14 protein-coding genes are annotated in these 20,407 nt (G+C 35.4%); 6 read left to right on the top strand and 8 right to left on the bottom strand.

The window, feature by feature from the left end; translation table 11 throughout:
- Positions 1-3: 3 nt before the first annotated feature.
- From BXU11_RS07925 to BXU11_RS07910, 4 genes are all read left to right on the top strand, one after another.
- Positions 4-912: a DUF5655 domain-containing protein gene (locus tag BXU11_RS07925; protein WP_078211833.1), complete on the top strand. Its 909-nt coding sequence runs from the start codon at positions 4-6 to the stop codon at positions 910-912.
- A gap of 70 nt (positions 913-982) precedes the next feature.
- Positions 983-1,186, top strand: a complete 204-nt coding sequence (locus tag BXU11_RS07920; RefSeq protein WP_078211831.1) for a YqaE/Pmp3 family membrane protein — start codon at positions 983-985, stop codon at positions 1,184-1,186.
- A 335-nt stretch (positions 1,187-1,521) separates the two neighbouring features.
- Entirely contained in the window at positions 1,522-2,133 is a 612-nt protein-coding gene (locus BXU11_RS07915; protein ID WP_078211829.1) for a DUF6088 family protein, read from the top strand.
- On the top strand, positions 2,126-3,136 hold the full coding sequence (locus BXU11_RS07910; RefSeq protein ID WP_078211827.1) for a nucleotidyl transferase AbiEii/AbiGii toxin family protein: 1,011 nt from the start codon (positions 2,126-2,128) through the stop codon (positions 3,134-3,136). The genes BXU11_RS07915 and BXU11_RS07910 overlap by 8 nt, the downstream gene beginning before the upstream one ends.
- 205 nt (positions 3,137-3,341) lie before the next feature.
- Here the strand turns inward: BXU11_RS07910 and BXU11_RS07905 are convergent, their stop codons facing one another.
- The 4 genes from BXU11_RS07905 to BXU11_RS07895 form a co-directional block, all read right to left on the bottom strand.
- Positions 3,342-3,599, bottom strand: coding sequence for a hypothetical protein (locus BXU11_RS07905; RefSeq protein WP_024981640.1), 258 nt, complete (start codon positions 3,597-3,599; stop codon positions 3,342-3,344).
- A 181-nt stretch (positions 3,600-3,780) separates the two neighbouring features.
- Positions 3,781-3,942 carry a hypothetical protein gene (locus BXU11_RS17835; protein WP_155959414.1) on the bottom strand — a complete coding sequence of 54 codons (162 nt, stop codon included), beginning with the start codon at positions 3,940-3,942 and terminating at the stop codon, positions 3,781-3,783.
- Positions 3,943-3,983: 41 nt separating this feature from the next.
- On the bottom strand, positions 3,984-5,990 hold the full coding sequence (locus BXU11_RS07900) for a trehalase family glycosidase (RefSeq protein ID WP_078211825.1): 2,007 nt from the start codon (positions 5,988-5,990) through the stop codon (positions 3,984-3,986).
- Positions 5,991-6,103: 113 nt separating this feature from the next.
- Complete coding sequence (locus BXU11_RS07895) at positions 6,104-7,399, bottom strand: S28 family serine protease (RefSeq protein ID WP_078212161.1); 1,296 nt, start codon at positions 7,397-7,399, stop codon at positions 6,104-6,106.
- 155 nt (positions 7,400-7,554) lie between these two features.
- Here BXU11_RS07895 and BXU11_RS07890 point away from each other — a divergent pair, with 155 nt between their 5' ends.
- Together BXU11_RS07890 and BXU11_RS07885 are read left to right on the top strand one after the other, a co-directional pair.
- Positions 7,555-8,523: an ornithine cyclodeaminase family protein gene (locus tag BXU11_RS07890; protein ID WP_078211823.1), complete on the top strand. Its 969-nt coding sequence runs from the start codon at positions 7,555-7,557 to the stop codon at positions 8,521-8,523.
- 109 nt (positions 8,524-8,632) lie between these two features.
- The gene (locus BXU11_RS07885; protein WP_078211821.1) at positions 8,633-9,844 is read left to right on the top strand and encodes a Xaa-Pro peptidase family protein; all 1,212 of its coding nucleotides are present in this window, start codon (positions 8,633-8,635) and stop codon (positions 9,842-9,844) included.
- A 98-nt stretch (positions 9,845-9,942) separates the two neighbouring features.
- On the opposite strand, the gene BXU11_RS07880 is transcribed toward BXU11_RS07885, so the two are convergent.
- From BXU11_RS07880 to BXU11_RS07865, 4 genes are all read right to left on the bottom strand, one after another.
- Positions 9,943-13,797: a M43 family zinc metalloprotease gene (locus tag BXU11_RS07880; protein WP_078211820.1), complete on the bottom strand. Its 3,855-nt coding sequence runs from the start codon at positions 13,795-13,797 to the stop codon at positions 9,943-9,945.
- 270 nt (positions 13,798-14,067) lie between these two features.
- Complete coding sequence (locus BXU11_RS07875; RefSeq protein ID WP_078211818.1) at positions 14,068-15,525, bottom strand: SusD/RagB family nutrient-binding outer membrane lipoprotein; 1,458 nt, start codon at positions 15,523-15,525, stop codon at positions 14,068-14,070.
- Between the two features lie 11 nt (positions 15,526-15,536).
- Positions 15,537-18,731, bottom strand: a complete 3,195-nt coding sequence (locus tag BXU11_RS07870; protein WP_078211816.1) for a SusC/RagA family TonB-linked outer membrane protein — start codon at positions 18,729-18,731, stop codon at positions 15,537-15,539.
- Positions 18,732-19,110: 379 nt separating this feature from the next.
- Entirely contained in the window at positions 19,111-20,406 is a 1,296-nt protein-coding gene (locus BXU11_RS07865) for an aminopeptidase P family protein (protein ID WP_078211814.1), read from the bottom strand.
- Position 20,407: the final 1 nt, after the last annotated feature.

Raw genomic sequence — 20,407 nt, 5'->3', positions numbered from 1 at the left:
TAGATGAACCTATACCAATCCAAAAACACCAATAACCTAAGTATATTAAAAGAAAAACCTTTTAAACTAGAGAAAGAAATTCAAATACTGTTTGAAAAGAATCTTCCTGAGCTTATGGGACTAGAAATGGTCAATACGGAATTTGTAATAAAAGGAAAGCGAATCGATACCTTGGGTTATGATCCGCAATCGAAAGCATTTGTTATTATTGAATACAAACGAGATAAAAACGTCAGTGTAGTTGACCAAGGTTTTACTTATTTGAGTCTAATGCTGGAGAACAAAGCAGATTTTGTTTTAACCTATAACGAAACTTTAAAAAAAGCAATACACAGTACTTCAGTAGACTGGTCACAAACACGAGTTGTATTTGTATCACCCAGTTTTACAGAAAACCAACGACTGGCTACTAATTTCAAAGATATTGCCATTGAGTTATGGGAAATAAAAAGATATGAAAATGATTTAATTAGCATCAACCCTATCAAAAAAACAAAATCAGCAGAGAGCATTAAACCACTAACAAAGCAAAATAGCTTGATAAAATCGGTTACAGATGAAATCAAAGTATATACAGAAGAAGATCATTTAAACGGTTCTTCAGAGGAAATTGTAGAATTGTATGAATCTTTCAAAAATGCCATTTTAAACCTAACGGATGATATTGAAATTGTTCCTAAAAAACTATACATCGCTTTTAAAAAGAATAAAAATATTGCCGATATTGTAATCCTAAAAAAAGGAATTAAGATCTTTATTAACCTTAAAAAAGGACAGTTAGACGATCCAAAAAGGTTAATGAAAGATGTTTCGGAAACCGGGCATTGGGGAAATGGCGATTATGAAACTATCGTAACCAACACAGTGAATTTGGAGTATGTTATGAGTTTGATCAAACAGGCTATTGTATAAATGATGAGTACCTGCCTTCTAAGCAGGCGGTCGAAGGTTCGAATCCTTCTGCCTTCACAAATAAAAAAATATGAGATACGTTTTAGCATTTTTTCTACCTTGGTTATCCTTGATGTTACAAGGAAAAATAGGTTCAGGTATTATTTGTTTGTTATTACAAATAACAATCATTGGTTGGATTCCTGCATTTATATGGGCTGTAACTGCCTTAAACAGAATGTATGCAGATAGAAGAACAACTAAGATTATCAAAGAGATGAAAAAAATAAATTAAAGACCTTTTGTATCCAAAACTACAATAAATTAAATTTATGAAATGGTTAATGTCGTTTTTTACAGTAAAACTGATTCCGAGATTGCAAGGGAGAAATATACAATTTATGATTTTTTTGGTCCCAATACACAGAAGGAGTTTAAATTAAAAGTGAACAATTACAGTAATGTTAAAACTATTGGTTGGGATGTGGTTAGTGCAACTGTAAAGTAAAATTAAGATCTATCAATGAATTTGGTAAAACAGGCTATTTTATAATTTCAACTAAACATTTTTCAAAGTGTATTTTGTCGCAAATATTTACTATTTTTGCGACAAAATAAAACCTAAAAAGCATGCTAAGCATTGATGACAAGGCTATTGCTAAAATAAAGAAAGCCAAGAGGGGTTCGCTTTTTTTTGTCGATGATTTTGTAACATTTGGTTCTGCAAAAGCAGTTGCCAAAGTGTTGGAAAGATTGGTCGACAAAGGCGATTTATCAAGGGTTGCTCGTGGCATTTATGCTCGTTTAGAAACAGATCCTATTTTTGGTGTTCTTATGCCGAGTACCGAAGCCATTGCCATTGCTATCGCTAAACGTGATAAAGCCCGTATAATACCAACAGGTATTCTTGCTCTTAATGCGTTAGGCTTATCTACACAAGTCCCCATGAATGTCGTTTACCTTACTGATGGAGCAGCAAGAAAAATTGATTTAGGAAAGCGCAAAATTCTCTTCAAAAAAACAGCTCCTAAAAACTTAGCTGCCATAGGCAAAATAAGCAGTTTAGTCATTCAAGCATTGAAAGTAATTGAGAAAGACAAGGTAACTGAGACCGAAAAACAAATCATATTAAAACATTTGACTAAAGAAGAACCCTATCGTTTGGAACACGATATTCGACTGGCTCCTGAATGGATTAGAATAATCATGCGACAAGCTATAAAAACATCAAATAATGAATAAGTGGTTTACTATTTCCGACAGCGCAAAAAAGAAAGCCTATTTGCAAATAGCCGAAAAAACTGGTATGGCTGCTTTTGCTGTAGAAAAAGATTGGTGGGTAGTACAAACCTTATCCATTATTTTTGATATGAAAGTCAGCGAACACCTCGTTTTCAAAGGAGGGACTTCTTTGAGTAAAGCTTGGAATCTTATTGACCGTTTCTCTGAAGATGTAGATTTGGCTATAGACAGGCAATTTTTAGGTTTTGAGGGAGAACTCTCAAAAAAACAAATCACAGCCTTGAGAAAGGCTGCAAATAATTATATTTCGGAAACATTCTTTCCTGAGCTACAAGAAGAATTTGTCAAAAAAGGATTTAAGGGCATCGAATGGGAGATTATAAAAACAACCGAATCCGATCAAGACCCAGTAATCATAAATTTATACTACCCAAATAGCATAGAACTCTCTGAATACATTCAGCCAAGGGTACAAATTGAGATTGGATGCCGTTCGTTAAGAGAGCCTTTTAGCAAGCAAAGCATTACTTCTTTGGTTGATATCCACTACCCTGACACCGATTTTTGGCAACAAGCTAGTTCAATTCCAACGGTAAATCCAGAACGTACCTTTTTAGAAAATATTTTTTTGTTGCATGAGGAATTTTCTAAGCCTGTAGAAAAAATAAGAGTGGAACGGCTAAGTCGCCACTTGTATGATGTGCATCAACTGTCAAAAACAAAATTTTCCGAAATTGCACTAAACGACAAAGAATTATATCAAACAATCGTAAAGCACCGCTTTAAGTTTACTAAAGTTGCCGATATTGATTACAGCTTACACCAACCTAAAACAATCAATCCTATCCCCTCTCTCGCAATTATTGATGCTTGGAAATCGGATTATAAAATCATGCAACAGCAAATGATTTATGGAGATTCTCCATCATTTGAAGAAATCATAGCGACATTATTAGAGTTAAAAAACAAAATGAATGCTTTGGATTGGCAGATAGAAATGTAGAATTAGTGTAATTTTTATTTTTAATTGCAATAAATATCAATTTACTGACAATATCACTACATCTTTTGTACATCTCTACCCTTCTTAACCCTTTAAACACAAGGATTATTACTTATTGTATTGGGAAGTAAAATCAAAATTCGTCAAATAGTGGTTTTGTACTTAAATCGTGAACCCAATCACTGATTTCATAGCTGAACCATGCTCAAAAAGCTTCGAAATCTCTTTTTTGTGGCCAATCCTGTTCGACTGTCCAAATGCCTTCGAGTTCTTCTTCAAAAATTTGCTTGAAATATTTTTTTATGTGTTTTTGGGCATCGTCAAAGTCAGGATTGGTGAGATAGGTGTGGGATTCTCCTATCACACTTATTTCCATTGGAAATTCTGAGGAAAGCGCATTCGCCCAATCAACAAAAGGTTGTTTGGGCGTAATGGTAATAGCACTTCTATTTAGTATTTCCATATTTTATAATTTATAATTTTCTTCATCCTCCGAAATCATCCCCAAAATAGCTTCGTTTTCTGGATACTTCTTCACTTTTTTAGATGCGACTTTTTTAGGTTTTACCCCACTGTTTTTCAACACCTGCATTTGTTGCAACAACTCTCGCGCATCCCCATCACTCTCGAACTGCTCTGTAAGCTCACCTTTTGAACGCTTTGTGCAACAAGGCTTGGGGTAAATTGTCTATTTTTTCCCTTACTGATTGGTATTTCTTCTCAATCACATCGGCTTTGGCAAACAAACTTTCTACGCGAGAAACGATTTCTTGTTGTTCTTCAATATTAACATTATGTAAGTTCAATTAATAAGTGTAGCAAATAAATTACTTTTTTCATTGATTCACTATTCATCTTCTAAAAGTAGCATTAAATAATGCGCTGCTGACCAGCTAAAATTATAGGCTTCCAAACCTTTTCCTGTAAGGGGCTGATAATTTTCTCTAATGGTTTTGCCTTTGTCTAAAACTCCTTCGGAGTTATGAATTAGTTTGTTTGTCAGTTGATTTGCTTCATTTTGGTATTCGTATTTTTCTAATCCGTTGATGCCAAAATAACTTTGATCAATCCATACCGGACCTCTCCAGTATCCATTATAGGGTTTGAATTTAGGATGATTTGCGGCCAGTGTTGGTAAAGGAACAAATGTGTTTAAGGACTTTGTGTCGAGCATATTTTCCTTTGCTGTTTTAGTTTGTTCAGGTGAAGCGGCTTCAGCCCAAATGGGTATATATCCTTCGCAACCCATTGCTTTTATGAGTGTTTTGCCATCTATCGTAGTATCATAAAACCAGCTTGTTGCAGGATCCCAAAATTGATTTTGAATAGTTGCTTTTAATGCAACACTTTCTTCTTGCCATTTGGTGGCTTCTGTTGTAAGATTTAACACTTTTGCCATTTTAAATAGATAGTTTTTTTCGGCATATAAAAATGCATTCAAATCGACACTTTCTTGATCTAATGAATAGGCTTTTTCTCCATTTTTCAGGAGTTTACTATCATCAAATCGAACGGCATTGTCCATTCCGCTTTCCCATTTTGCGGCAAGTAAAGTTCCGTCTGTAGATCCATATTCGCATAAACCATCCTTATCATGGTCGCGTTCGTTGTACCACCAATTGTGATATAATTTTAGTTTTGGGTAAAATTCTTGTATAAAATTAATCTCTTTTGTTTTTTCATAAATTTTCCAAATTGCCCAAGTTGCTAGCGGTGCTTTGGTGTTTCGGTAATTGTTTTCTTCAATAAGATTATTTCTGTAAATACAATCGGGTATAAATCCATTGGGTTCCTGATAATCGAATAAAGCACGCATTTGATTTTTTGCCAATTCAGTGTCGTAATTGGCGATAGCTACAGCATGTTTCCAGCTGTCCCATGCCCAAAATCCATGAAACCATTCGTAGTTGTAACTAGGAAAAAGTCCCCCGTGTTTTAATCCTTCTGCTGGCATTCTCGTATTGTTTTGTAATGTAAGGACAAGTTTGGCAATCAGATTTGAATAAATAATGTCGTTGTATATTTTCTTTTTTTTGGAAATCAAATGTGATAGTTGATTTTCTTTTTCTTTTTGTGTACTGTTGAGCAGCGCAGAAAATGCCGTTTTTGAGATTACTTCTTTTTCATTTTCCCAAGAATACTGCGGAAAAATATAAGTTTGCGAAACCACAATTTCTTTAGTTTCCTTTGGTTTTACAACCAATTTTGCTGTTTGAACTTGGTATCCCTGTTGGGTAATTTGAATTTTAGGAGTAGTGTTCAGAAATTGTATGTAACCTATAGCAGTACTTTTTGGAGAAACGATTTTTAGGGTTTTATTTTCGTTGGATACTTGTACATCGGTTAAAAAAGTTGTCGAGCTATAAGAAGGAAAAAGTGTTATTGTTTTTGACGAGGTATTGGTAATGCTAGTTTTTTGCAATGCCGAATGCCCTGATAAAAAAACTAATTCTTGTTTGATCCTTATTTTTTCGCTTTTAAATTCTTGCTCTAAATGACTGTTGTAACTGTTTTGTTGCACCAATGCGCTTTTCCAGTGAATGACCTCTTGTTTGTTTTCATCCTGAAGTTGAAGGGCAACAAAAGAAGGGCTTAGCCAAACACCGTTTTGCTCTGTCATTAAAAATGGACCCGAAAATCCCGCTTGAATTCCGGAAGCGTCCAAGAATCCAAAGGCAAACCAAGCGCCTTTGTCCGAAAAAGCTAATGGATTTCTATCCGTAGCATTTTTAGGGTTGCCTTTGTAATCGATATTGTTTTTGGCTGCTGCTAAATTGGGAAAGTGCTTTTGAGTCCATCCGTATTGGACTATACCAATAGATACAAGAATAAAAAGGATTTTCTTTTTGTTCATTTTATTTTGTTTTGAAAGTGTTTTTAGTTTTGAAATAAGATTGTAAGCATACCTTTTCCATCATTTGCAAAAGAATTAAAAAGATTCGCTTTATAGTTTACTATTTCAAAAAATTAGTTTGCAAGCAGCCATTTTTTAAGAAGTTGTATTGCTTTTTCTTGTTCCTCTTTCGGAAAGTTTTTTATCCTCGTTGCGTGACTACCTTCTGGCAAGACCATTTTTAAGGCATCAAGATTTGATTTTGGAGTGGGGGAACAAGCTACCCATGTATCATAACCTCCGTAAATATACAATATCTTTGAGCCTTTATTCTCAACGTAAGCTCTAACGCTTTTGATGTAGTTTGGGTTATATTGTATTGCGACATCTTTTGGAGCAAATCGATTATTTGAAGAACTTTTTACTGTGGTTAACAAATCTTTTACAGGAGTAAAATCATAACCGTAATAGCCTAATTCACTCATGTGTTGATAAAATGAGGGTAAAAGGTCGTAGTAGCTTTGGTCATTATAAGACCCAATGCCTACAATTTTGTTCATATACTCAAAAAGTTCTTTTGAGGATGCTGTACTGTTTGGAATTTCTTCGCATTTGCCGCCCCATTGCCAAAAAGAAAAAGGAAATTCGAGTGCACTATACTCTAATGCTTCATCCAAAGAAACGGCTGTAAATATCATTTTTTCCTTTTCCGCATACGCTTGAATTTCATTGATTAGACTTGCTCTATTTTGCAGTAAACTACGCTGAAATGCTGTTATTTTTTTTCGGCATTCGGATGTCCCTATAGTGGCTAAATGCTGTTCAATTCGTGGATCTTCTTGGGTATTTATCAACGGAGCCACATAGGGAACGGCAACATCTATATCATTTGGATATTTCGATTTATAAATTAAGGTGGTTTCTCCACCTTTGCTAATTCCTGTTGAGACCCATTTTCCGGTATACAATTGTTTTAGTTTTGTGACAATAGTATGGTAATCGGCAATCGCTTGATCGTTTGTAAGATACTGCCATTGAATTGGGTTAGGTCTTGATTTTCCATAAAAACGATATTCAACAATAAGCTGATTGGCGTTTAACAAACTGCTTAATTCTGTTTTTCTATATCGAGCAGCATATCCTTCTGTTTCAATAATCATTGGTTTTTTGAAATCAAGATGCGATAAATAGATATAATGCTTAAAAGTTCCTTTTTTAGGATTCTTGTGATCCAAAGGTTCATTTAGAACTAATTCATAAGACTCTGAAAAATTCTCAAAGTCTTTGATTTTGTTAACTTCTGCCCCAGGAAATAATTGTATTAATTTAATTTCCAAACTACTCTTATTTGCATTTTGAGTTTGTGCAAAACTGGTTAAAAATAGCAACGATGTGGTGAGGAGTATTACAAGGTGTTGTAATTTTTTCATTATTTTATAAATTGATTTTTTATAAAAATATGTCCTTACTGCATAATCAATTTGTACTATATTAACCTTAAATTGTTCTAAGTTATCTAATTTTTGATGAAATAGTGTTATCATAAATTAATCTTCTATTTTTATTGAAATTTCAAATACAACTTATGGAAGGTATTCAACTACTATCAGATAGTTTCATCGAAGCAAGCTGCAACTTCAATGAACTTATCGAAAGACTGCGCCAAGGATTTTCTACTTCGTCCATTCAAGTGCCTTTGCGCCATCATCATGATTATCCAAATCCCGAAGAAGACAAAGATTCAACCTTGTTATTAATGCCCGCTTTTGAATCGGGTAAAGATTTAGGTGTAAAAATTGTTACGGTTAGTCCTAACAATGGCAAGTACGATTTGCCTTCTATACAAGGAACTTATCTGTATCTCGATGGACATAAAGGAAACGTAAAAGCGATACTTGATGCAAAATCTTTAACTGCAAAAAGAACTGCGGCTACCTCTGCATTGGCTAGTAGTTACCTTTCGCGTACTAATGCTTCTTCGCTGTTAATGATAGGAACTGGAGCACTTGCCGTAAATTTGATTGAAGCACACGCCAGCGTAAGACCTATAGAACGAGTCTATGTTTGGGGAAGAACACTAGAAAAAGCACAAGCGGGGTGTGACAAACTTCATCATGCGGCATATAGCTGTACAGCCGTTTCAAGCATAGAGGAGATTATAGGCGAAGTAGCTATTATTTCTTCAGCAACCTTGTCACCCGTCCCTCTTGTGTTTGGCAAATGGCTTAAACCAGGACAGCATTTAGATTTGGTTGGCGCTTACAAAAAAGATATGCGTGAGGCAGATGATGAAGCTGTATTAAAATCATCAGTGTTTTTAGATACTTATCAGGGTGGATTAAAAGAAAGTGGTGACATATTAATTCCGTTAACTAATGGAGTCCTTTCTAGAGACGATATTAAAGCAGATTTATTTGAGTTATGCAGTACTAAGAAAGCAGGAAGAACCTCTGATGATGAAATCACCTTTTTTAAATCCGTTGGACATGCGATGGAAGATCTTATAGCGGCCGGATATTTTTATGAGGAGTTTACAACGAAAAATAATCTTTAAAACGTATATTACCTCAGTCGGAATAACACTTTAGTACATAAATTCAAAAATCTTCTCAGGAAGATTGTATGAGAAGAAGATCATCGAATCAATTTAAAATAAAATAAAAATGACAATTGGAATAGGAGGCTCAACCGCTGCCATTGAGTTAGAAAAAATTAAGGATATGACCCTGGGTGTAAAAACAATTCAGCCAGAAGAATATGTAGAACGATTAAAAAAGGCAACAGCTTTAATACAAGAAAGTAAGATCAAAGCCTTGTATATTAATGCAGGAACCAATCTTTATTATTTCACGGGTACCCAATGGAATCCATCTGAAAGAATGGTTGGAGCTTTATTGTATGATGATGGAACGTTAGATTATATCGTACCTAAATTTGAAGCCGGCACTTTTATGAAATACATGCAACTAAACGCAACAATTAATTGCTGGGAAGAACATGAATCTCCTTATGTTTTAATGGGAGAATTGCTAAAGAATAAAAATATTCTAAACGGAGAGATTGCGATTGATGAATCTGCTCCCTATTTTTTGGTAGATGGTGTCGCAAAAGCAAATCAGTTATATACGTTTGTAAATGGGCTTCCAATTAGCTCGGGTTGCCGTATGCAAAAATCAGTAAATGAAATCGCCATTATTCAAAAGGCCAAAGAAATTACAATGGTTGTTCAACGCGCAGCTGCAAAAATACTCAGACCCGGAATAACCGTTGCCGAAGTAACCTCATTTATACAGGAAGCACATATAAAAGCGGGTGTTGCTTCAGGTTCTTATTTTTGTATTGTTTTATTTGGGGATGACACCCAATACCCGCATGGTGTTTCAGTTCCTCAGGATTTAAAAGAAAACGAAGCGGTAATTATTGATACTGGTTGTAGACTAGAAGGTTATCTTTCTGACATTACGAGATCTTATACCTATGGAATACCATCCGAAGAGTATAAAAGAATTTGGAATCTTGAACAAGCCACTCAGTTTGCCGCTTTTGAAGCTGCAAAAATAGGAGCTACTTGTGGATCTGTTGATGATGCTGCTAGAAAAACACTAGCAAAAGCAGGTTTGAGTGCTGATTATGAACTACCCGGATTACCCCACAGAGTAGGACACGGCACGGGACTCGATATTCATGAGTATCCGTATTTGGTAAGAGGAAGCGAAATTGAACTTCGTGAAGGAATGGTTGTGAGTAATGAACCTATGATTTGTATTCCGGGGAAATTTGGTATTCGTCATGAGGATCATTTTTATATGACTGCCAATGGACCTAAATGGTTTACTACGCCAATGCAAAGTGTTGAAAATCCTTTTGGATATTGATTTAGCATTAGAATTAATCCGTATCAATTCCTTTATAAAATAATAAAACCGCTGAAAAGATTCTTCCAGCGGTTTTTTTTTAGGGATGCATTATTCTCTTATTTTATAAAAAGTTTTTTACTTTGTCTAAAAGTACCATCTGTAAGAATTACATGATAAAGTCCCATTGGTAAATTTTTGAAAGTATAAGTTGATGTATTGCGAACGGTATCGATTAGGTCTCCGCTATTGTTGTAGATTGTAATCACAGCATTTGCAACATTAACATTTTCAAAAGTAAAATTCACCAATGCTGTTGCTGGATTTGGATACATTGTAAATGATTTTTTACCTGTAAGGATATCATCGGCTTCAGGTCCAGCAAGTGCAGCTGTAAGGTTGATATCTAGATAATTACTCCAGTCGCTAGTTCCAGATGCGTTTACAGCTCTTACTCTAAATCTATAAGCGGTTTCAGTACCTTGTTTTGGAATCCATAAATAATAGGTGTTTGATGTGCCAGCTGTTGCCCACCCAGTTGCGGCTTTAAACAATTGAACTTCGTAACTTGTTGCATTGGCAACCTCTTTCCAAGAAGCATAAAATCCTGAGGAGTAAATTCCTGAATTGCCAATATTTGTTGGCGTTGCTAAAGTAACTGGATTTGGATTTGCGTTTCCAAAAGTTACGGTATAGTCTTCAACTTCACCATCGCCTATATTTCCACAAGCTGAGGCTGGATTTGCATTGTATTTCATAACAATACGCATTCTAGTTGTTCCAGTTGCATTCGCTACGGTAAAATTTGAGGTGACAGTACCACTAGAAGAAAGTCCGTTGATTACTTTTTCAGATGCTTCAAAAGTGCTGTTTTTGTTGTAATCAATCCAAATTCCCCATGATTGAGTATAACTAGAACTTGAGAATCCGGGAGTTAAGCTTACTGCTACATTTGCATTAGGTGTTAGTGTTATGTTTTTAGAAGTATAATTTCCATAACCAGTAGCATCAGCTCCAGAAGCATTGGTAAAAGTTCCGATGACAACATTTTTAATATGTTCATAAGCATTTGCTCCTTGCGCAGTACAATAAGCCGAAGTTGCAGTAATAACTGCTGTTGCCACATTCGAATAGTCAGAAGAAACTGCGTTGGCAATGGCTTTTACTCTGTAAGTGTAAGTATTTCCAGCTGTTAATCCAGTGTTGGTAAAAGTAACTACATTGGCTCCTAAAGTTGCAATACTGCTGTAAACTCCATCTGCAGCAGCTCTTTCTACTGTATATCCAGTTTCATTAATTGCATTGTCTGTCCATGTTAATACAGCTTGAAGGTTAGCCGAATTTGCAGTGGCTACTAAATTTGTTGGAGCTGCAACAGTTGTTCCGCTAGTTGCTCCGGCAATAATTGCTTGATTAGGCTTTGTATTATAGGCAAATTCCAAGACAGAATATCCGTCTCCGTTGGCAGTTACTTTTACTTTAAACCAACCGTAACAAGTTCTGCCTCTGCTTGTATATTCAAAACCTACATAAGCTGTTTGATTATCCCAAGTCGTGTAAGTTGGCGTACGTAAATCCAACTGATTAGGATAAGCTCCTGGTGCTGTAAAATTACTGCTAGCCCCAATTGAAGTTCCAGCTGCTATTTTGCTAATGTTTCTTGTTCCGTTTTCTGTTACTAGCCGCTTGCCGTAGGTTTCAATTTTTAGAGCGTTAGCAGCATATTGCCAAGCACCATATTCTGTATTATCACCAATAGCTAAATCAAAATATTGCCAAGTAGTTGCTGGCGATGCGGTATAATCAGGATTGTTTACATAAAAGATTCCGTATGGTGCATCGAAATTTATCGTTATCGTTTTTGCTGGATTATCTAGTGTTGCAATCCCACCTGTTATAGCAGCATCTTTAAAAGTTATAATTACTGTGGCATTGTTAGCTGGTAAATGAGAACTGGCTTTTCCTGTAAAAGTAAGTGCTACATTTGAGCTATTTTGAAGCGTTAGAACAGCAGTTAAACCCGCAGGCACGCCAGTAATGGTGTAATCTGTATTTGGAGTAAATGTCCCGCTGCTTTTTGTAAAAGTGCCGTTATTGGTTGATAATGAAATTACTGAATTTGAAGTGATGCTTCCATCATTTGCATCAGATTCATACAAGATATTGTTAGAAACTACTACAGCAGTTTTTGGAGACATTCCCGTATAAATAGGAGCTCCAGGTTGCGTATTGTAAGCATATTCGGTAATACTAAAACTATCTCCATTTGCGTTAACCGTTACTTTAAACCAGCCATAACAAGTAAGTCCATCAATAAGAAAATCAAAACCTACATAACCAGTTTTTCCATCCCAATTGGTATAAGATGCAGTACGTAAATCTAACTGATTTGGAAATGCTCCAGGAGCAGTAAAATTGCTTGAAGCATTTACTGGTGAGTTTATAGGAAGTAAGGAGATGTTTCTTGTTCCTGTTTCACAAACCAATTTTTTAGCGTAGGTTTCTATTTTTAAAGCATTCGCCGCATATCGCCAAGAACCAAAAGCGGGGTCATCTCCTTTTTCTATTTTAAAAGCTTTCCAAGTTGTCGTTGCGGAAGCTGTCGCGTCTGGCATATCTACAAAATAAATTCCGTAAGGATCAACAAATTTAAAATCAAAATTTAAACTCGTACAAGTGAGATTAGTAGTTCCTCCAGTAAAAGCTGCAGGCAAAAATGTAATGGTTCCTTTTGTATTGTTGGTTGTGAGGTGGCTTGTTGCTTTCCCTGTTAAGGTAATGGTTAACTGAGCGTTTGAATTAACAGTCAGCACAGGAGTAATCCCAACCGGAAAAGTATGGCTGAAGTGTGTGCCAGAAACCATTGTTCCAGAAGTGAGTGCGAATGTTTTGTCGGTTAAAGTTACAATAGATGAGGTATCAAAAGCACCATCATTTGAAACAGCTTCTTTGAAAAAACTAGAATTTACGGCCAGTAATCCTCCTGTTGTGTTTACGCCTGTAGCAATTAAATTAGCTGCTTGCCAAAGTGATTTTCTTGCAGGATGTTCAAGTGCCGCTAGCATTCGGTCAATTTGTCCTTGTGTGTACATTTTGTAACAACCTTGAGCACCATTGTATCCCATGTAATTTTCGTTGTTTACTCTATCACCGTTACAGTTGGTTCCTTGCGTACAGGCCAAAGTATGTTTTCCATCTTCGAGGGGAGTATCATCCACTTCGTCAGTACCAGTACAGCCTCCTTCAAAAGTATGTATTAAATTCATAAAATGACCGAATTCATGAGTAAGTGTAGCTGAGAATTCTTTACTATAGGAGTTATCATATAAATAAGCCCCATTAAAAACAACTCTGGCCGTATTGCTAGCTGTCATTCCTGAATTAGGATACCAAGCAACGCCAGAGTTGTTTAAAGTGCCATCAGCATATAAGTCGTTTTGAATGTAAACATTCATGTATTTTGTATTGTCCCAAGCATCGGCTGCAATTTGATCATCGTAACCGCCACCATTTCCGTAGCCATTTTTGGCAGGATGAAACACAACCCCTGAGGTACATCCGCCATTCTGATCGATTTTAGCCAATTTAAATTCTACTTTTAAAGTTCCTCTTCGAGCTTGAAAAAAGGGATCAACAGTTTGATAATCGGCATTCCGACCGTTAAAATCATCATTAAGTTGTTGAAGGTGGTTGACAATTTTTTGATAAGTGATGGTTTTCCCACTTTGAAGGTCGCCATAAATATGAAATACAACTGGAATAATATACGAGGTTTCGATAGCTTTTCCAGTTTTTAATTTTCTTGAGGCACTGAAGTTTTTACTAAATACATCAAAATCTTTCTTTTCTTTTAAAGCATGGGGATTTGCTTTATATATTTTTTCGTTCTCTTCGGTCGTCCGACAGGGAAGCCCCTGGGCACTCGCTTTTAAGACAAAGACGAATGCCAAAAATAAAAATAACTTTGTTTTCATAATTTTAGGTATTTGTTAGTTAAAACCAAAGGTATTTTTATATTGAATTAAAATATTGCACTATTTTACTCTATATTGATAGTAAGTTATCTTAAAATTAACTTTATAATTACATTATTTTCTTTTATTTTGATAATATTTTAATTTTTATACAAGTATTTATTATTTCAAAAACCAAAGAATACAATACTTTTCTTCTTTTAACAAAAAAAAGACAGACACCTTAAGAGCATCTGCCTAAATTCAATGAGCTATTAAAATGTTTACGGATTAAAATTTATCCCAAAATAATTTTGTTGTCATTTTATCACCACCAATTGCTGTTGCTGCAGCATTGTAATTGGCTTTATTTAAAGTAGCATCAAATAATGAGTAAATATTTCTAACTGGAACTTTTCCTTCAGCCTCAGATACTGCAGTTACTGGAGCAACCAGAACTGGATAATCTAATCTTCTGTACTCTGTCCAACCTTCAAAACCACGGTTGTAATAAGCAATCCAAAGCTGATAAGCAATTTTTTGCTTGTTTGTCCCAGAGGCAGTTGCATAAGCAACATCCGTCCTAGCCAAATAGGCTTCCGCATCTACACTTGAAACTCCCCAATAACTCATACTGGAACGAATACCTCCTTCATAATATCGAGCTGCTGTACCACCTACATTAAAACCTCTGTTAGCTGCATCTGCGAGTAAAAAACTGGTCTCTGAACAATCAAAGATTACCCCTGGATTTGTTCTATCTCTTAATTTCAATCCTATATTCGAAAAGTTTTTATAGGTAACCTGCTGCGCATAAGGCGCTCCTTTGTATTGGCCAGCAATTTTTGAAGCCGGATTAAAAAAGATATCACGTCTTGGATCTGATTTTCCGTTTAATTCATTAACAAAAAACTCTGTTGGCATAATCTGACTTTCATTAACTAAACTATTATATAATGGATTCTCATCTACCGTTGTTTTGTAATATTGAAATAAAGCATTATCACCGTTGTTAGCAATGATTCCTGAACTGAAAGCAGATTCAACTATTGCTTTTGCCTTAGCAGGATCAACATCAGCAAGATGCATTCCTAATTTTAGCTTCACACTATTGGCTAATTTTTTCCATTGCACTACATTTCCTTTATAGATCAGATCAGCCGATCCGAAACTAGCATAATTACCATCCATATTTGCAATGGCAGCATCCAAACGATTAGACAGATCCAGATAAACCGTCTTGGCATCATCATATTTTGGAGTCGGGTAATTTGCTATATCCAAAGCCTGCGAATAAACAATATCCCCAAAAAGATCCACTAATGTCTGGTAAGCCATTACAATCTGAACTTCCAAGACTGCTATTCTGTTTTTCTTTACAGCCGTTTCAACTGGCCCAAGCGCTTGTTCGTCAGTTATTTTCTTTTTTGCAATCACAAGATCTTCTAAAACATCTCTGTAAAGTATCACAGAGTGAGAGTTACCTAAATTTCGTCTAACCTGATTATAATTTACTTCATCTGTGTAAGTTGAAGTAGTCCAGTATTGAGCATAACCTCTGAAATTATTGTCATTAACCGATGCATTGGTCAAGAAATAGGCATAATTTACCTGAGAACTAGTCATTAAACTTCCCGGAAGAACGGTAGTATATGCTTTTGTATTTTCGTTTAACTTGTCGATATCTTCACAGGAAACCACAGAAATTAATAATGTTGCGGCAAGGAGTATGGTTTTAAATTTTTTCATTTTATTTGTTTTTAGAATTGAACTTTGATGTTAAAGTTGTACTCTTTTGTTGTAGGCAATACTCCTGTCTGAAAACCCTGAAGATTACCTGATGATGATCCTGCTTCTGGATCAGCATATGGAAGGTTTTTACTAATAATCCACAAGTTACTTCCGTTTAATGTAAAAATCATACTGTTGATAAATGTGTTAGCTAAAAGTTTTGACGGAAATTTATAACTCAAACCTACTTCGCGCAGTTTTACATAGGACGCATCATACACATAAGCTTCTTGAGGCATTGAGTTGTACGTATTATAATCTGCAGGAATCACTTTAGTATTGCGTGTACCATCAGCTATTACTCCATCAAGAATAATTCCACCACCATCTGCAACTGAATTTCTTACCGGATTGCCTAAATGGTTTATTCCTACAGTGCTTTGATAAATACCTGTGGTTTTACCATATTGCTGGTCCAAAGAGTAAACATCACCTCCTTTTTTGATGTCAATTAAAAAATTAAACGATAAATCTTTGTAACGAAGAATGTTATTAATACCACCTGTCCAGTCCGGATTTACATCTCCAATTGTTGCTCCAGCTACCACTTCGTATCTTCCGTTACTTTTCACAACTCTTTCGCCTTCTAAATACTTATAACCTCTTCCAATAAGCTGACCAATTGGTTTTCCAACTTCGGCAATATACCCTACACCCTGAAATGACCCAATAGAAAGTCTCTCAGCACCATTAAGATCGATTACCTTATTTTTATTTGTTGCCCAGTTAATTTTGGCTTCCCATGAAAAATCTTGTGTTTTAATCGGAATAACACTTAAAACAACCTCAAATCCTTTGTTCTCTACATTTCCACCATTGATCCATGATCTGCTATAACCTGTTTGCACAGGAGTTTCGATTGATAAAATCTGGTTAGTAGTATTGCTTTTATAGTATGAGAAATCTAATCCTACTCTATTTTTTAGAAATTTAAGCTCAATACCCCCTTCTAAACCTCTTGTAAGTTCACTCTTTAAGTTCGAATTACTTTTGTTGTTTTCATTAGAAAAACGAATTCCATCAGGTCCAAAATTGCTGTTTTTAGCAAAAGTAGATTCGATTACCGCAAATTCTGCATCATTACCTGTTTCAGCATAATTTAAGCGTAGTTTACCAAATGACAGCCAATCGGCTTTTAGGTCATTGCTAAAAATGTAAGTTCCGGTAATTGACGGATAAGTATAGGTATTATTCTTTTTAGGAAGAGTAGAAGACTGATCTACTCTGTAAGAACCTTCAAGGAAAATCTTTTCTTTGTAATTCAAAGTCGCATTAGCATAAACACTGTTTGTACCTATAGTTTCAACATATTCCGAAGGATAGTTTATAGGTGATATCGTATTACTCAACATATATTTACCTGGCACGATTAAACCGCCATTTGTAACTGAATAGACTATGCTTTTATCAGAACGCCTAGTGTTCCCTCCAAGCAATCCGTAGAATTTTAAGTCTTCTGTAATATCGGTTTTAAAGTTCAGCATTATATCAAGATTGATTTCTCTGAATGTTTTATCATATCTTGAATATTGTCCTAACATATTGCCTGCTCTTTTTGAACCGACAGCGATTCGTTCTTCCTGTAATTGATTATAGTAATCTACTGATCCTTTTCCTATAATATTTAACCAGCTTGCTACATCTGTACTTAAAGCAAAATTTCCAAAGAAACGATCTCTGTTCAAAGAGTTGTAATTGTTGTAACGCTGAAAATATGGATTGTCATGAAACTGAACTGTTAAGTCTGTTGGTCCGCCAACGCTCCATGTAGTGTTCTTCTTGGTTAAATTATAAGCATCTTCCAAATCCTGAAAATCCGCACTCATACTATACCATTGTCTTATACTGCTCAGGTAGTTGTTTCCACCATCACCATATCCGGTTTCATTCATTCCTTTTGCGTATGCTTTCAGGAAATTTGCAGAAGCTGACACTTTTGTTTTTGGACTAAGTTTGTAACTGGCAGAAAAATTAAAATTATCTTTTTTGTTGTTGCTATTAGGAAGAATTCCCTGTTCCTGATTGTAATTGGTATAGCCTAATCTAAAATCTCCATTTTCATTTGATCCTGAAAAAGTAATATTACTGATGTACGTAAGGCTTTTTTGGTAGAAGCTGTTTGGATTCTTTTTTACTGGAGTCCAAGGTGTTGCAACACCGTATGAAGGCAATTCTGGATAGAATGAATTCCAGTTGTAAACCAGTATGTTGGGGTCGTATTTTGGTCCCCATGAAGCATCATCTGTAGCAGCATAAGGATACTCTCCGCTGCCTAAATTTACCGTGCCATAAAAATCGCCATAACCGCTTCCGTATTCATTTTGATATTGAGGTAAGGTATTTTTATCCACAACCCCAACACTTATGCCACTTGTAAAAGTAATACCTAGTCCGCCTTTAGATTTACTTCCTTTTTTAAGAGTAACCAAAATTACACCGTTTGCAGCTCTAGATCCATAAAGAGCAGATGCAGCTGCACCTTTCAAAACATTGATAGATTCGATATCATCCGGATTTATATCTGATGCGGCATTTCCGTAATCATATCCTCCAGTGTTACCACCGCTTTTTTGATCTGCTGTATTAGTATTGTCATTATTTAATGGCACTCCATCTACCACCCATAATGCCTGGTTGTTTCCCGTTAAAGATGACGATCCGCGTATGATCACATTCGTAGATCCTCCAATGTTATTATTTCTTCTAATATTAACACCCGCCACTTTACCTGAAATTGAGTTTGCGACATTCCCAGTATTCACCTTGGTTAGGTCCTCGCCTTTTACTTCTTGAGTAGCATAACCCAGAGATTTTTTCTCCCTTTTAAGACCTAATGCGGTTACAACAATTTCCTGAAGTGCAGTTGATCCAGCCGACATTTTAAGATGAAGTTTAGTAGAAGCAGCAGTCACTTCCTGAGGCTTCATACCTATATAACTAAGGATCAATAATTGATTAGGAGCTACGTTAATAGAGAAAGCTCCGCTAAAATCTGTTTGTGTTCCTGTTTTGGATCCTTTGATTAACACACTCACACCGGGCAACGGGATTCCTGCGTCGTCGGTAACAATTCCTGTAACTATTCTTTCCTGAGCAAAGATTAGTTGTGCTGCAAATACAAAAAAGAGTATTGCAAATTTTCTAAAATAAAGGTTAATTCTCATATTTTGGTTTTATGATTAAGAACTGCAAATATTTTGCATTTATATTCTTATTTATGCCAATATGTTATCATAAAATCAGATTATATTATCTTGTTTTGAATATTATTTATCATAGAAATTTAAATTTACAAGTATTTATTTGTCTTTATGATTTGTAGAATCGTAGAGCTTACTACTCCATGTGAAGAAGTAAATATAAATTGAGGTGTGAAAATGAAACAAAACTAACCTACTCTAAATCATGTTTTTGAATAAAAAAAAGTATTCCTATTTTATGACTTTGAATCTCTCTTTTTTAGATTTCTTACATAAAAAAACAGCTACAAAAAATACTCTTGTAGCTATTCGTTTTGATGATGATATAAATCTTTATTCCAAGCTATTTATGCTGAATCCATTTTTCGATATCTTCTATCTCTATAGGTAGTGCTTCTGAAAGGTTTCTATTACCCTCTTCTGTAATGAGATAATCATTTTCCAGTCGGCAACCAATTCCTTCTTCGGGTATGTAAATTCCAGGTTCGCAGGTAAGAACCATTCCTTTTTCAAAAGTACGGGAATACAATCCTACATCGTGAACATCAAGTCCTAAATGATGGGCTGTACCATGCATAAAATATTTTTTATAGGCAGGAGCATCTGGATCCTGATGGGCAATTTCTTCAGGGGTCAATAGTTTTAACTTTAATAATTCTTGTTCGATAAGTCCAGCCATTTGTTTTTCGTAATCACTATGTCCTACACCAGGACGCAGCCACTTTGAACCTTCCTTTAAACAATGCAAAACAGACGCATATACTTCTCGCTGACGTTTAGAAAATCTGCCGCTTACAGGAACGCACCTTGTGGTGTCGGAATTGTAATTAGCGTAACAAACTCCAAAATCTACCAAAATCATTTCATTTTCCTTACAAATCGCGTCATTGCTGTTGTAATGTAAGGCACAAGCGTTTTTACCGGATGCTATAATTGGTCTGAAGGCATGACGTGAAGCTCCATTTTTTACAATTTCATAGATCAGTTCTGCTTCTAATTCAAACTCTTTTATGTTAGGTTTTACAGCTTTCAAAAGTCTTTCAAAACCTTTTACGCTTATGGCTGTTGCTTTTTCTATCAAGGAAACTTCTTCCTCAGATTTTATCGGTCTTAAATCGCGTGTTATTTTGGCTGCTCTGTCGTATTTATGCAACGGATATTTCTCTTTACACCATTGAATCATTCGATCCTGACGCGTTATCATTTCATTGGTAACTCTTTTGATATGTTCGTTATGACCTAAGTAAAAGGTATCAGCTTCAAAAGCAAAAAGCTGTACTGTTTTTTCAAATTCGTGAGTCCATTTTATGTTTTTTATTCCCGAAATTGCTCTGGCTTCTTCTTTGGTTAAGAAATCTCCATCCCAAAGTTTTGTATGCGCATTTACTTCTTTGATAAATAATGTAATCTGATTTTCTTCTTTATAGGCATCTGGAAAAAGCACCAAAATGGTTTCATCTTGATTAATTCCTGACAAATAGAATAGATCATTATTCTGGGCAAATCCCATTATATCATCTGCATTATTAGGCATTACATCATTAGAAACTAAAATAGCTAGGCTGTTTGCATCCATTTTTGCCGAAAAACGTTTTCTATTTTCTATGAATAAAGAAGAAGGTATGGATTCGTATCTCATA

Source organism: Flavobacterium sp. LM5, from assembly GCF_002017945.1.
Classification (GTDB): domain Bacteria; phylum Bacteroidota; class Bacteroidia; order Flavobacteriales; family Flavobacteriaceae; genus Flavobacterium; species Flavobacterium succinicans.
The sequence above is the reverse complement of the archived record's forward strand: the minus strand, read 5'-3'. Positions and strand labels throughout refer to the sequence as shown.